This window comes from Caballeronia sp. LjRoot34, from assembly GCF_964253815.1.
Lineage (GTDB): Bacteria > Pseudomonadota > Gammaproteobacteria > Burkholderiales > Burkholderiaceae > Caballeronia.
Genome location: NZ_CAXUSB020000001.1, coordinates 2468375 through 2483093, shown reverse-complemented (window position 1 = coordinate 2483093; position 14719 = coordinate 2468375). Strand labels below are relative to the sequence as shown.

General features: G+C 60.8%; 11 protein-coding genes. 3 read left to right on the top strand and 8 right to left on the bottom strand.

The window, feature by feature from the left end; all coding sequences use genetic code 11:
• Window positions 1-56: 56 nt before the first annotated feature.
• The 8 genes from ACSQ36_RS11060 to ACSQ36_RS11025 form a co-directional block, all read right to left on the bottom strand.
• Window positions 57-413, bottom strand: coding sequence for a hypothetical protein (locus tag ACSQ36_RS11060; protein ID WP_436181927.1), 357 nt, complete (start codon window positions 411-413; stop codon window positions 57-59).
• A 36-nt stretch (window positions 414-449) separates the two neighbouring features.
• Window positions 450-1184: a Crp/Fnr family transcriptional regulator gene (locus ACSQ36_RS11055; protein WP_213761568.1), complete on the bottom strand. Its 735-nt coding sequence runs from the start codon at window positions 1182-1184 to the stop codon at window positions 450-452.
• Between the two features lie 572 nt (window positions 1185-1756).
• Window positions 1757-4300 carry a glycosyl hydrolase 2 galactose-binding domain-containing protein gene (locus tag ACSQ36_RS11050; RefSeq protein ID WP_436181926.1) on the bottom strand — a complete coding sequence of 848 codons (2544 nt, stop codon included), beginning with the start codon at window positions 4298-4300 and terminating at the stop codon, window positions 1757-1759.
• Between the two features lie 547 nt (window positions 4301-4847).
• Complete coding sequence (locus tag ACSQ36_RS11045) at window positions 4848-5978, bottom strand: IS110 family transposase (RefSeq protein ID WP_436181324.1); 1131 nt, start codon at window positions 5976-5978, stop codon at window positions 4848-4850.
• A gap of 1025 nt (window positions 5979-7003) precedes the next feature.
• A complete protein-coding gene (locus ACSQ36_RS11040; protein WP_255631123.1) occupies window positions 7004-7963 on the bottom strand; it encodes a DUF1839 family protein in 960 nt (319 codons plus the stop codon).
• Between the two features lie 74 nt (window positions 7964-8037).
• A complete protein-coding gene (locus ACSQ36_RS11035) occupies window positions 8038-9078 on the bottom strand; it encodes an amino acid--[acyl-carrier-protein] ligase (protein ID WP_213761565.1) in 1041 nt (346 codons plus the stop codon).
• Between the two features lie 3 nt (window positions 9079-9081).
• Window positions 9082-10380, bottom strand: coding sequence for an acyl-CoA dehydrogenase family protein (locus ACSQ36_RS11030; RefSeq protein ID WP_436181925.1), 1299 nt, complete (start codon window positions 10378-10380; stop codon window positions 9082-9084).
• Entirely contained in the window at window positions 10377-10628 is a 252-nt protein-coding gene (locus tag ACSQ36_RS11025) for an acyl carrier protein (protein WP_213761563.1), read from the bottom strand. Before ACSQ36_RS11025 ends, ACSQ36_RS11030 begins: the two co-directional genes overlap by 4 nt.
• Window positions 10629-10972: 344 nt before the next feature.
• Between ACSQ36_RS11025 and ACSQ36_RS11020 the strand changes: the two genes are divergently transcribed.
• The 3 genes from ACSQ36_RS11020 (at window position 10973) to ACSQ36_RS11010 (ending at window position 14650) form a co-directional block, all read left to right on the top strand.
• Window positions 10973-11503, top strand: coding sequence for a GNAT family N-acetyltransferase (locus tag ACSQ36_RS11020; RefSeq protein WP_436181924.1), 531 nt, complete (start codon window positions 10973-10975; stop codon window positions 11501-11503).
• A gap of 163 nt (window positions 11504-11666) precedes the next feature.
• Complete coding sequence (locus ACSQ36_RS11015; protein WP_436181923.1) at window positions 11667-13349, top strand: O-antigen ligase family protein; 1683 nt, start codon at window positions 11667-11669, stop codon at window positions 13347-13349.
• A gap of 107 nt (window positions 13350-13456) precedes the next feature.
• On the top strand, window positions 13457-14650 hold the full coding sequence (locus ACSQ36_RS11010; RefSeq protein WP_436181922.1) for a glycosyltransferase family 4 protein: 1194 nt from the start codon (window positions 13457-13459) through the stop codon (window positions 14648-14650).
• Window positions 14651-14719: the final 69 nt, after the last annotated feature.

Genomic DNA, 14719 nt, shown 5'->3' with positions numbered 1-14719 from the left:
GAGATCAATCATGCGCGCAGCTCTTCGATTCAAATGCTGTTCAGATAATCGGCAATTCAGCATGCGCGACTCGAGAGACGAAATGATGAAAGCGCCTTCAACGAATGCGAGCGTGCCAGTGCGGGTCGATGCAAAGTCGAACGCAGCAGGCCGGGTTGTCTGGAGAACGTCATCGGCGCCACCGCCAACATCAGGCGCACGATCACGATTGCAGGAAGGGGAGAGCACGGGGTCGGCCGGAACGACGATGAACTGCTGCGGGGGAAGTCCGTTTCGCGTGCTTCTGCAATACGGGAAATTCCACCGAACCTGCGGTCCATCCGAACGATCCAGACACGCCGAACAACGAGGCCGATTCGCCAATAGCGCCCAAGGGTCGCATCGAGACACAAGCGCCGAACACTTGAGGCCATGGCCTGGCTCCTTCACTCCTGCACCATGTCCCGTGTTCAGTGAACCGCTTCAGCCTGATGCAGACGCGGCAGCAGCCGGTCGAATTCACGCTTGACGATGCCGTAGCATTCGCATGCACGCGACTCGAGGCCTTCGCGATCCAGGACCTTGATGCAACCACGGCTGTGATGGATCAGGCCGGCGTCATGAAGCTTGCCTGCAGCTTCTGTCACGCCTTCACGACGCACGCCCAGCATGTCGGCAATCAACTGTTGCGTGACTTGCAATTGATTCGACGTGGTGCGATCGATTTCGATGAGAAGCCAGCGGCACAGTTGCTTGCTGAGCGAGTGGTGGCGATTGCATGCCGCCGTCTGCGCAACTTGCGTGAGGAGGGCTTGCATGTACAGCAGCATCAGGCGGCGCAGGAAGTCAGAGCGGCCAAACTGTTCACGCAGTGCGGATGCGCTCATGCGATAAGCGAAGCCCGGGCATTGCACCTGGACACGCGTCGGCATGGTTTCGCCGCCAGTCAGTACCGGCACGCCGGTCATGCCTTCACGGCCGACTGCTGCGATCTCTACCGAACCGCCGTCTTCCATCGTATGCAGAAGGGAGATGATGGCGGTGGTGGGGAAATACACGTGATGAATACGTTGTCCCGAATCGCACAGCAATTGGTCGGTGCGAAGTTGAACCAGTTCAAGATGCGGCGTGAGGGCTTGCCATTCGTGTGCGGGAAGCGCACCCAACAAATGATTGCCGTGCAGGTCGGACTGAAGGGTCAGCATGATGTTCTTCTCTCGTAACTTTGCGCATTGCGCCTTACTTGTTATTTACCGGTCAGCGATTCGTTTCGTGGATGCATCTGACGGCATCCATCGAAACGTGTCGCGACCAGCCCCGTAAGCAACCCGGCATCGTCATTTAGTTGAATTCGTTTTTCGACGGTGCCGGTGCTGCGAGACTCATTTAGCGAGGACCGTGCCAGCAATGCGCTATCTCAATGCCATCATGGCGTCGTGCTTCAAGCGGGGTGAGCGCGAATCCGCAGATGGATATTTTTGTTTCACTCTTGAACATGGCGTCAGTAGACAGGCGCTATTGATGCGATTGATGCAGCGCACGCTTTTGTCTGCGCAATGCCTTGCTGGTGGCCCGTTAGAGTTTTTTTCCGGACGTGCAACGCGACCCCGGGGGCTTGTGCGTTGAGGGGGCGAGGCACCATTCGTCGGTTGTTTTGAAATTGATTCAGAACTGTTCCATCGACTTGGTGCGCTAGCGAACGCATTTGCTTCGCAGCGCCGCTTGACACGCTTGCACGGCGTGATGGAACGCATGCTGCCTTGCTCAGCATGGCCTTCTAATTTCGCTGGTACTGAATTGAAAACGTTGCGTTGAGTGCACGAACCTCACCTTCTGGCGGATGAGAAGTGTTGCGCTGGCGACCAACCAGCGCGATCCGGCGTTCGCGGCCGGGTGCCAGATGGAACCAGTCGAGCGTCGCGCGATAGTGCGGATCGACGATATGAACCCAGCGTGCCAAACGTTTGGCGCTCACTACCAGCTCCCAGTTCTCATTGCTGGTTTGTTCCACGCGAACCTCGAGTCCGAGTTCGTGGCGCTGCGTGCAGGCGCGCTCGGGGAAGTGGAATGCTTCTGAGAGCACGGTGCCGCTAACCTTGTCTCGCAAGGTAATCACGGTGGCATCGTGGGCACGAGGACCGAATCTGTACGCGTAGGTGAAATCGAAGAACTGGCCGAGCAGGTCAGAGGCCTGAACGCGCGCTGTACTGCGCGCCGCGAGTGTCACGTCCCTCGACGCGCTGGCCACTTTCGTTGCGCCGTCACGAAGACACGCGAGTTCGAGGTGGGCGTCGATAGCCACAGCGGTTTCATTGACCAAATGCACATCGAGGCCATCAAGGCCCTCGTCGGTGATGAGGGCTGCTACGGGGTGCAAAACCTGCGCGAGGCCGTGCCAGGCGCTTTTGGGCGCTCCCAGGGCGTCGATTACACCCCAGCCCGCGCCCGGCCTCAGGTCCTGCAACTGCCAGACGATCCCGCCGGCGCACGACGAGCCATGGCGGCGCCATTCCGAGAAGACTTCGGTCATGACCTCGGCCACAACCGCGCGCGACAGGTCGAGATATCGCTCGGGGTCTTCGTATCGGAGGCGGGCGGGATCGACCTGGTAGAGCGTGCGCAGGTAGTACTCGCGCACGTCGTCGAAGTCCCAGCCTGCGCCGGGGTCTCGCGGCACGGCGGCTTTCCAGCGGGGCTCATGCGGCTTCGATGCGAGCGGCACGGTGTTGAGCGCGACATCGTCGGGGACGTTGGCGAACGCTAGGCATTCGCTGGCGAACCGGACGTTCGCGCGGCGGGCGTCTTCGAGCGGCCGCTGGTAAGCGCCCACGCCGTAGTAATGCGTGACGCCGGCGCGCGCGGCGAAGGGCCACGCGGTGACCCCGGCGTCTCCAGTGTCTCCAGCGTTTCCAGTGGGTATGCTCGGCGAGTTCATCACGTAAGGCACATCGGGCCGCAGCGCCGCCACGATCGACGGTAACTGCTGCGTGAACAACGTTTGCGTGCGCAGTTCGGGCGGCAGGCCAAGCATGGCGCCTTGCTGATCGGCTTCACTGCCGCCGCAGAGCACGGCAAGCGAAACGAAGCGCCTTGTGCGCGACAGGAATTGTTCGGCTTCGTGCTGGACACTGGCCGTGAAGGCGGCATCCGTCGGATAGTCGAAATTCGCAAATGCAAAATCTTGCCAGATCAAAAGTCCGTATTCATCCGCCAATCCATAGAAGGCATCGGACTCATAGAGCATCGTGCCGCCCACGCGCAAGAGGTTCATGCCGGCGTCGCGGGCGAGCTGGAAAAACGTTTGCGCCTGTTCACGCGAACCGCTGAGCGACACGAGATCCGCGTGCGTCCAGCATGCGCCGCGCGCAAAAACAGGCACGCCGTTCACCACTAGCTGAAAGCCATCGCCCAACGGGCCGCGGTCTACGCGCAGTTCCCTGAAGCCGATGCGCCCAAGCTCGATCACTTCACTGTCAGCAAACTCGAGCGCCACGCGATGCAAGGCGGGTTCGCCATGCGTATGTGGCCACCAGCGCGGCACATCGGGAACGCGCAAGGTTCCCGCAAGCGTTTGCGTATCGCGCCATTGCAGCGTTATTGATGCATCGTTGCAAACAAGTCGTGCGGTCTGTTCAGGTTGCGGATGGACAAACCGGAGCGTCAGGTGAATCAGGCCGTCGTTGCCGTCGAGGCTTGAATGCAGGTCCACACGATCGATCGACGTGGCTGACTCACCAAGTAATTCCACCGGCCGCCATGGACCCACCGCTTGTATTGGCGGGCACCAGCCGGGCATGTGGCCGAGCAGGGTCGTGCGTACGTTGCGCAGTGTGGCCGGTTGAGCGAGCCTTGGCCGCCAGCGTGCGCGGGTGCGTTTGGCTGCGAGCGCGGCACTCAGCGAACGAAAGCAGAGATAGAGCGTGGCATTGCCATCCAGATGCAGGTCGAGATCGTGCGCGACGAACATCGAATCGGAATCGAGCAGTTTTGTATTGTCGAGCCAGACTTCCGAAAGTGTTGCAAGTCCGTGCATGCGCAGGCGGCGCTGCCCTTTTTCGCATAGGACCAGTCGATACCAGTGGTCATCAAAAGCGAATGTCGGGGGGGACTCGAGATCGAGCTTGCCGGCGTCTCGCCATGCCGATGCGACCGTGCCGGGCACGGGTGCGGCGAGCCATCCGGCGAGCCGTTCGTCAGCGCTCAATGCAGCGGGCGTGGCATAAGCGCCCGCGCGCGTGGTGAGGCACTCCCAGCCCTCGGACAACAGGCGTGGAAAAAAAGCGGACGGCGAAGCACTGGCACCGGGCGACGGGACGCTCATGGCGGTTTCCTCGAATGGTGTAGTGGGTTTCGTTCGCACTCGGGGTTGGGGGGGCGAGGGGCCGGGTGGTTGTTAGTCGGGTGGTTGGTTGGTGCTTTCGGCGTTAGTGGTCAGGGGTCTATGCCGGGGTGGTCGATTCTGGGGTTAGCGGTCGGGGTCTATGCCGGGTTGCTGCTTTCAGGGTTAGTGGTCTGCGAGAGTTGGATTTTCTCTTTATCACTATTAGCCACTGTGCGTGGCGGCACGTCATTTCTGATATGACTTTCCGTGTCAACAGGTGTTTTTAGCTGTGGTCATCTTTTCTCTTCCTACAATTTCCTGAGGGCGGCGTAGCAGTAACACTCGACGGTGAATCAATCTGATATTCGCGGGTTGGTTACCGCATTACAGTGATCCGTCTCGTGAGCCTGCCGCTAACTTTGTGCGCAAGTCGGCGTGAACCGTTGATAAGCCGTTGCAAAGAAATGCCGCGGGTAACTCTGATGCCGGGCTACGCCGCCTTCAGGAAACTGCCTTTTCGATGATTGCAAAACTGTTTTTTGCTGGTTTAGACAGCCGCTCTGGACTTGTTGATCGCCTGCTCCATGCCCAGACGGGCGATGTCCCAGATAAACCCGGCGAGTTCGCGAGCGATCGCGACGACCGCCACGTTTTTGAGTTTGCCCTTCGCCACCATTCTTCTAAAGCGCCCACACAGACGCAACTGCGCGTCCCAGGCGCGATCGATAATCACCTTGGGCACGCCCTCATGACGCTGCTGAATTTCGGGACTCACGCGGGCCGTATGCCGATAACTCCAGGCGGCCTCGATCAGCAACTTTCGCGCAAGCGAATTGCCCGTCTTGGTGATGCTGCCCTGGCGCCGGCTGCCCCCCGACGAGTATTCTGAAGGCGTTATGCCCAGCCACGCCATCAACTGCCGAGGATGGGCAAAGCGCGTCACATCGACGATCTCCGAGAGCAAGCCAACGGCGGTGGTGAACTTGATGCCGCGCATGGTTTGCAGGGCGAGCACGGCGGGATAAAAGCGCCACTGCGGCACCGCTTCGCGCAAGGCCGACTCAAGCCGCTCGCACTGCGTAAACCGGTCTTCGATCGCGCGGCGCAACTCGGTGAAGGCGAGGTCCTGCCATGCGTTGCCGAACGAGAACTTGCTGATCCAGCGTCGATGCGCCGGCCCCCAGTTCGCCGTGCCCGCGTATCGCACGGCGTGGGCGAGCAGGAACGATTTTAACGCTTGGCGGGCGCGTTTGAGGGCATCGCGCGTACTGGCCCAGACACGCGCAAGATCGCGAAACGCTTCGTCTTCGACGGTGGGCACATGCACTGCGCTGAGGTCGCCCGCGCGCAGTGAGCGCACGAGCTTGAGCGCGTCGCGGCGGTCGGTCTTCACGCGATCGCCGGCTTTGCGCGGGATCAGCGAGGGGGCGCACACCATGCACTCGAAGCCTTTGGCAGCGAGGCGGCGCTGCAGGTCATAGCCCAGAGGACCGGCTTCATAAACGATTTTTACGTGGCGAGCCTTGGATTGAAGCTTTTTGCATAACTGATCAATATCGCGAGAGCGCGTGCCGATCTTGCCGAGCACTTCGACTTCGCCGCTGCCCAGCGCGTAGGCAACTGTAATCGAGTCTTTGTGAACATCCAGTCCGACAAATAACGTGATATCGTTTTGCATGCTGGCCTCCGTGTTGGAAACAAAACCTATGAGTGACGGGTTCGCCCTCACTGTTACGGCTCTGGCGCTATGCTAACCCGCGTGTTTTAGCTCTGTCACGGGGGCCAGCCCTTACTGCTCACGGAAGTCATACTAACTTTGTCCAAAGCGACAAAGAAACGAAGCAAAGAAAACGCTTTCAACCACGCTACCCTAAGTGTCCACAGCGTGCAGTTTTCATTCATAGGTGCCCCAAAAGCACGGTGCTCGCCAGAGCCACGGATGTGTGAAACCCTCCTTCTCCGAACACCGATACCCACACGCTTCGCCACCAGTGATTGAACCTGCCCAAGGAGCACCCCGCGCTATCCGCGGACGACCAACCACCAAATGTGCACGCGCCTCGAACCACGTAGCCAACCCGCCTGGAAACGAAGCCCCAAAATACGTAAGGCGGTATCCAACGAAAATAACTGTCTAGGCCGTGCAGCAAACTCACCAAAACTGAAGTAGTAAATCCGCATCAGGCTGTGACGCACGAATATGGCCGCGTAGACCGGGGAGTTAACCCACCAAAAAAGCCGCGACCGTAAATACGTGTGAGGAAATTTGGATTCCTTAGCAATGGTGCTTGCCCGAGAGCGTACGGGGCGAAGCGTGTTCGTGTCAGGATTCGCGAGAAGGAGGGGTTCAAACATCCTCCGCTCTGGCGAGCACCGTGCTTTTGGGGCACCTATGAATGAAAACTGCACGCTGTGGACACTTAGGGTAGCGTGGTTGAAAGCGTTTTCTTTGCTTCGTTTCTTTGTCGCTTTGGACAAAGAAATGACGTGCCGCCACGCACAGTGGCTAATAGTGATAAAGAGAATATCCGACTCAGGCAGACCACTAAGGCTGAAAGCAGCAACCCGGCATTGACCCCGGCCACTAACCCCAAACCGACCAACCCGGCATAGACCCCTGACCACTAACGCCGAAAGCACCAACCAACCAAACAACCACCCGTCCGCCGGCCCCCAACCCCGAGTGCGAACGAAACCCAGCCCTTAACGTATCAACGCCGCAAGCGGTTCCACAATTTTCTCGTAGGACTCTTCCAGCACATCGAAACACTCATGACAGGGGTCCCGCCGACCACGAGCAATCGCTCGCACCAGCCGGAACTGCATCACCATCGACTCGGTCGCAATACGTTGCGCTGCAATCGGCATCGCCTCGGGAATCGCGAAACCACGCTCGCGCACCCAGACAAGGTATCTCGACATGAACTCGAAGTTCGAGCCGAGTTGCCGCATGACGTTGAAAGTGTATAGGTGGAAATGCTCCGGGCCACGCTCGAACAGCATCTCGAGATGCTCGGGAAAAGCCGCCCGCCATTGCGTGATCGGATTGCGCGCCGGACGCCGCTGCAAATGCGCAACCAGCAGATCCGCAGAGGCTTCCGCCAGCGCCGTGCCGCTCAGCGCAGGCCGTGCACGCTTGCAGAACTCCACGTACGGAAACAGCAACTCGGGACGGCCATCGAGTTCCGGCAGCCGGCGAAACACACCTTCATAGTCCTCGCCCTCCAGCACGAAGTAACCGGTGTTGTGGAAATAACCAAGCCGGCGCGAGCGCGGATCGATGTAATCCACGCCGATGGTCGTCTTCGTGTGATCGTGCCGGTATGACGTGGCGCGCGTATCGGGCAGGTAAAACGCATCGACTTCAGCCAGCACGGTATGGCCGCGCTGGGTCTGCGTACGCACGCGGTCTTCCAGTGAATCGTAGATGGCCAGTTCCTGGACCTGCAAACCATAGAGCTTATCGAGGTCCTCCAGCGGAAACTTGAAGAACGTGAACTGGTCGCCCTCGAAGTCTTGAGTGACCGTAAACGCCAGCGCCGCGCGCGGATCGAGTCCATAGCCGTGCAACAACTCGATCCACAAATCCACGTAGCAATTTGTTTCCGCCCAGACCCGTTCGCCCTGATGCAGCGAGTGCGACTGGTGCTTGCGCACGCGCATGTGGGGTGGGCGCAATTGCACGACCCGGGCGCGCTCGCGGCTGGAATCCGTTATGCCGCTGCTGTGGACGGCAGTCATGACAGCGCCTCGAGTCCGGCGCTGATACGCGACTGCGTGTCGCCCCAAAGGAACTCACGCACATCGGCCGGCCACGCTTTGACATCGAGGCCGTGATGCCGGAAAAGGGCAAGCGTCGTGCGTTCCATGCCGAAACCGACGCACGCGGTATGCGCCAGTTCACCGTCCGCCTGGGCGATCTTCCAGATCTCGCCGAAGTGTTCCATGTGATAGTTGAACGACAGGCATGCCGTCGGCCGGTCAGGCGTGGCAACCGGAATCAGCAGTTCGAATTTCAGTTGCTGAGCGCGCTGGCTGTCGGCCACGATCTTGCCGCCACGGCCGAAAAACGGGTCGTTGGCGAGATCGATCTCGAACGGCAGGCCGAGCATTTTCACGAGCAGCGAACCCCGCTCGATCCATTTTTCCCGGAAATCCATGACCTGCTGCGGACTGCCGAGACGCACGTATTCGCGCATCCGGAACATCTGCATGCGGCCCGGATCAATGGAGGGTTCATGGCGGAAGCAATACGCAAACACGTCGACAGTTGCACCGTCTTCGGCCAGTGCGCCGCGTTTCGCAATGGTCGGGTAGATCGGATAGCAGGCCGCTGGCGTCAGGACCAGGCGGGTCGGCTTTTGCTGGTCCATCCATTCGTCGGTGCGTTCTTCCTCGCCTACGGATACGGTCTTTTCGAGGGCTTCCAGAAGCCGATGGTGACCGCGGTCATTGCCCTGGAACGAGTGGATCGTGCCGGCGAGATCGGGGAAGCTCTTCAGGTATTCGCTGTCCTCGAAGTCGTGGCGGCGCATGGCGGGAGGAAAGCGCAGCACTTCAGCTTCCTGGTCGGCGCCCAACAAGGTGATCGCGTTGTTCAGACGGTCGATCACGTCCTCGAATACCTGGCTGCGGCCATACAAGCCGTCTTCGCCGGTATCGATCAGGATTCCCGCTTCAATCAAACGATCCCGCAACGTGATGTCCGAAGCGTTGTAGGTGGATGCGTGTTGGGCATCGGCGGCTGCGATGGCCGCGTGTTCCGTTACCGTGTTCATGTCCTAGATTCTCCCCGTAGCCGGCGTGCGCTGCGCAAGCAGCAGGTTCGCCGTGTTCAATTGGATGCGGTCGTTGCTGATCATCAGCGGTGCTGAGAAAAGATCTCGCAGATGACGCCCAAGGCTGTAATCAGTGTTGTTCTTGTAGCCCGCCATGCCGCAGATCATCAGCGTCTCCTGCACGACCTGCAGCGCAGTCGACGAGATGCTGAGCTTCAGCGTGTTCATGTCGGAGGCGAGACTCAGTGAGGCGCCCAGCGGCGTATCGAAATCGCAGGCTTCCTGTGCGTCGCGCGCAATGCGTTCCGACGAGGCGTCGCTTGCGGCATCGAGTGCAACCTTGAGGCGCGCCTGCATCATGCGCAACTGAGCGACTGCGTCCGCGAGCCGTCCCGCCGAAGGGGGCAATGCACCCGGCTTGCCGCGCGCCTGGGCACGGAAGAACTGGTGCGCGCGGTTCACGGCGTCAGCGGTAATGCCGATCCATACCGACGCCCAGAGCGTGTGCGAAACCGGCAACATGCTCTGGTCGGCAATCTGCGCGAACGGCACGGGCAGGATCTGCTCGGCGCGGCCCTCGGCGATCAGCCGGAAGCTTTCGCTGCAGGTGCCACGCATGCCGAGCGAGTCCCAGCCGCCGCGCTTTTCCAGCACGAGCGAGTCGCGCGGCGCCACGATCAGCACCTGGTCCGACGCACTGGCCTCTGGACTGCGGCGCGCGGTGACCAGGATGCAGTCGGCATGCTCGCCGTACGAGATGGTCGGTGCGAGCTTCTCGATCCTGAACGCGCCATCGACCAGTTCGACCGCACAGGCGCTGGTGCGCATGTTGCCGCCGATGGTTTCTTCGGACGTCGCCGAGGCGAGCAGCCATTGCTCGTCCACCAGGCGCGCGATCATCTCGCGTTGCCACGGGATTGCATGGCCCTGATCGACGATGCACGCGACCTGGCTTTGATGCATCGCATAGACCATTGCAGTCGATGAACACGCACGCGCCAGTGTTTCGCAAATGCGCGCCACTTCGGCAAGCGTCAGGCCGGCGCCCCCAAGCGCGGCAGGGATCATCGCGGACAACAGGCGTTCGCGGCGCATTGCCTCGAAGGCTTCCACCGGGAAACGCGCATCGCGATCGACTGCGGCGGAATGAAGTGCTGCGACTTGCGCCACGCGGCGAGTGGCGGCGAGCCACGCGGGCTCGGCCGACGCGTGCCGCACGTCTGCCACGATCTGCGCTGCCACGACCGCGGCTTCTTCGGCCTTCACTGTTGCAAGGACGGCGATATCCGTCGAGGCGTTCATGCTGCGGCCTGCGCCAGTTGCAGCTCGGTCACCGCGGCAGCGAGCGAGTCGATCGACGAAAACAGGCGGCGCGTCAGCATGCGGTCGGGGATCTCGATACCGAACTCGTCTTCGACGGCGAGCATCAGATGAACCGTCGCGAGCGATGACAAGCCGGCGGCGTAGAGGTCGGCGTCGTCGGCGAGCGAGTCTGCGGGAACGTCGAGCCGGGCGGATTCGGTAAGGATGCGGCGCAGTGCGGATTTCATGTAATAGCCCCCCAAAGAAATGTCACTAAAGGTGTTTCACCTAAGACCGGCCGCAGCCGCTTGATATCGGCTTGGTCGCGTGACCGGAACCGGACTGGTCTTGCAATCGGCAACCTGGCGCACGTTTGTTTTGAAGCCTGGAGGCTCATCCCGTGTTGGCGGACTCCAGACTTTTTCTCGCGGCAGTTCGTCATTCGCCGATTGCGGTTCGGTTGACCGTATTTAACGGATTGGCAAGGGGTTGCGTCGGTGCGATGCCGCACGGAAGTTATGCGGTCGGAGACTTAAGGTATGAACATCGAACAGGCCGGTGCTGCCGGCTTTATCTGGAGCAGGGCCGGCACATGAACTGGAAAGCACTCGACTTCGAGCAAATCACCGCACGGGAGCTGTATTTGATCCTGCGGGCGCGAAGCGCTGTGTTCGTTGTCGAACAGTCCCATGTGCATCTGGACCCGGACGGGCGCGATGAAACGTCTCTCCATGTGTTTGCAGTCGATGACATCTCGCGGCCGATGCCCGTCATGGCCTATGCGCGCTTGCACGAGGGCAGCATGGGGCCGGCTGAGGCAGGGGTGGTCGTGGTGGACAAGATCCTTACCAGCCCGCTGCGTCGAGGCGACGGCACGGCTGCGGCGCTGATTGCGCGTGTTATCGCGGCAGCGGGCGAACGGTGGCCCGGGCGGGGTGTGCGCTTGCTGGCGCCGGTGGGCTTGCGCGGCTTTTACGAAGCATTCGGATTTCGCAAGGATGAGGGGCCGTTCGTCGAGCGTGGAGTTCGCTTGATTGGACTGATACGCAAGAGCCGTTATAACGGCCGCACGAACCAGCATGCCGGCGAGGCGGATTTCGTCGAGACGGTCCAAGAGGTTTGAAGATTTCGAGAACGCGGCAGCTCGTGAAGTGCGAGTGAAGTCCCTGAAATACGTATCTGCAAGTGCCTGACGTCGGCATTGGACGTTTCCAAATGACACAGAGGACGCGAGTGACGTGCATTGCACGAACACGACGCCGACCTCTCCTTCACAGGATTTAACGATGTCGAGTGTTTCGATCACGAATGGGCGAGACGAGTCGCCGGACGGGGCTGTCGGGTCGTGGAAGACGCCATGGATGGCGCAGCGCGAGAAGATGGCGTCTGCGCCTGCGCCGTCGCCGGCCGCAAAGGCAGCTCGCGCGGCGAAGCTCGCGGCCGAAGACGTGGAGCTGAAGCAGCGCGCGGAGCTGAGCCGGCGGCGCCGGATGATGATCGCGCCTTTGGCGTTTGCCGCGCTCACGGCGTTATTGCTCGTGCTGCATCAGAGCCGTGTGCTGGAATTCTTTTATCCGGCGGGTGCCGTCGCGGTCGCCGCGATTCTCTACAAACGCTCGCCCGCGCACTATCTCTCGTTCGTCGTGTGGCTGTTCTTCCTCACACCGGAAGTGCGGCGCCTGTCCGACTACTTCACCGGCACGTTCAGTGACCGCAGCCTCATCATGCTCGCGCCGGTGATAGCGGCCGCGCTGTGCGGCATGAACCTGCTGACCCATTTTCGCGTGCTGATGCAGCGGCGTGCGATCCCGCTCACGCTGATCGTGCTCGGCATCTTCTATGGTTATGTGATCGGCATGGTGGGCGCCGGAATTGCAGCCGCGTCCTATACGCTGATCTCGTGGTTGTTCCCGGTCCTGATCGCTTTCCACATTCTTGTTACATGGCGGCAGTACCCCGAGTATCACCGCACGATGCTCAAGACCTTCGTGTTCGGTGGCTTTGTGATTGCGGCATACGGCGTGTTCCAGTACGTCAGCCCACCGCCCTGGGACGCGTTCTGGCTGCTGCAGTCGGGCATGATCTCCGAGGGCGTGCCGCTGCCGTTCGGCATGCGGGTCTCTAGCACGATGAATTCCTCAGGCCCCTTTGCCATAGCGATGATGGCTTGCCTGCTGATGACGCTCGCCGCGCGCAACAAGACGGCTTTTCTCGCGGGCGGCCTGGCCGTGCCGGCGCTGATCGGCACGATGTCGCGCAGCGTGGTCGGCGGCCTCGCAATCGGGCTGGTGTACCTGTTCGTCATGCTCGACGGTCGCAGCCGCTTGCGGCTGGTCGGTGGTGTCGCGGTGATCGTGCTGCTGTGCTCGCCGGTCGCCATGATCGATGAAATCTCGGACAAGGCGATGGCGCGCTTCTCCACGGTGACCCAACTCGATAATGACTACAGCTATCAGGTCCGCACCGAGATCTACAACCACTTCCTCTCCGAGATGACCACCAATATCGCGGGGCAGGGTCTTGGCATGACCGGTCTCGGCTCGAAGCTCTCGGGCGATGGGTCGTCGAATAATGTCGACTTCGACAGCGGCCTGATGGAAGTGCCGTACGTGCTTGGATGGCCCGGCACGCTGCTCTACGCGGCAGGATTGCTGATGCTGATACTGCGCGCGTTTGTTGCCAGCTTCGCCAGGAAAAGCGATCGCTTTGCCGTGGCCGGCACGGCCGCGGCGTTCGGCGTGCTGGCCATGATGGTGTTCGTCAATACGCTGATTGGCTCGGGCGGCATGTTCTTTTTCATCGGCGTGATGTTGCCGGTTACCGGCTGGCGTTATGCCCGCGAGATTCAACAGTCGGCGCGCGCCGCCGCCGTTCGTTTAGACGCTGTGGTCTCGCCGGGGCGAGCAGCCACGGGGACCGTGGCGCAGCGGAACATCGCGCAGCCGTCCACGCTGACTTTGCGCACATGAGCGCCGTTGCCGATCAGTCCGTTCAGTCCAGTCAGTCCAGTCAGTCTGCGGGACCCAGCCAGGTACCAGACAGCACGACAGCACACTCAGTATCCAACGAGGACCGTATGAATCTGCTTATCGTCACCCATACCGTCGGCCGCAACGACGGGCAAGGGCGCGTCAACTACGAGGTCGTTCAGGCAGCGCTTGCCGCGGGCCATTCGGTCACGCTGCTCAGCACCAAGGTCGACGAAACGTTGAGCCGGCATCCGCGCATCACTGTAGTTCGCGTGCCTGTGAGCCGGGTGCCGACACGCTTGCTGCAGTACCAGATGTTCGCGTTGCGTGTTGCTGCGTGGATTCGCGCACACCGTCATGAATTCGACGTGGTGCAGGTCAATGGTTTTATCGCTTGGACAGATTCCGATGTGAACGCCATCCACTTCGTCCACACTGGTTGGTATAAAAGCGGCTATTACCCGTTTCGCCTGACCGGCGGTGTCTATGCCGCATATCAACTGTTGTTCACGCGGCTCAACGCATGGTGCGAACGCTGGGCGTTCAGGCATGCACGCGTGCTGGTGCCGGTGTCGGAGAAAGTGAGTTCGGAGCTGGTATCGCTTGGTATGTCGCACGACAAAATCCGCGTGATCCATAACGGCGTGGATAACGTCGAGTTCTCGCCGGACTTGTCGCAGACATCGCAGCGCGAGCGTTTCAAGTTGCCCGAAGACCCATTCATGCTGTTGTTCGCCGGTGACCTGCGTACCGCGCGCAAGAACCTTGATACCGTACTGCGCGCGCTCGTGAAGTGTCCGCCCAACGTACATCTCGCGGTGGCCGGGGGCGTGGAGAACAGTCCGTATCCGGCCATGGCGGCCTCGCTCGGTGTGGCGGATCGCGTGCATTTCGTCGGCATGATCCGCGATATGCCCACGCTGATGCGTTGCGCCGATGCGTTCGTGTTCCCGTCGCGTTATGAAGCCATGAGCCTCGTGCTGCTCGAAGCGCTGGCTTCCGCGTTGCCGGTGATTACCGTGCACACGACCGGCGGCGCGGAAGTGGTCACGCAGGAGTGCGGCATCGTGCTGGACGATCCCGACAATGAAACTCCGCTTGCCGAAGCCATTTCGCTGATTGCATCCGACCCGCTGCGCGCCCGCGAAATGGGACAGGCGGCTCAAGCGCTAGCCGCGACGTTGTCCTGGCAGACCATGGCAGCCCGCTATCTCGCGCTGTTCGAAGACATTGCGAAAACCCGCAAGGCTGCTCGCCGCAACGCGCGAGCTGGCCGAGGGATCGTATCGGTGAAGACATGAATACCGCCATCAAATCAATGACGACGCATGCAAGTACGACCACTCCCATCGCGGACCACGCGCCCAAGG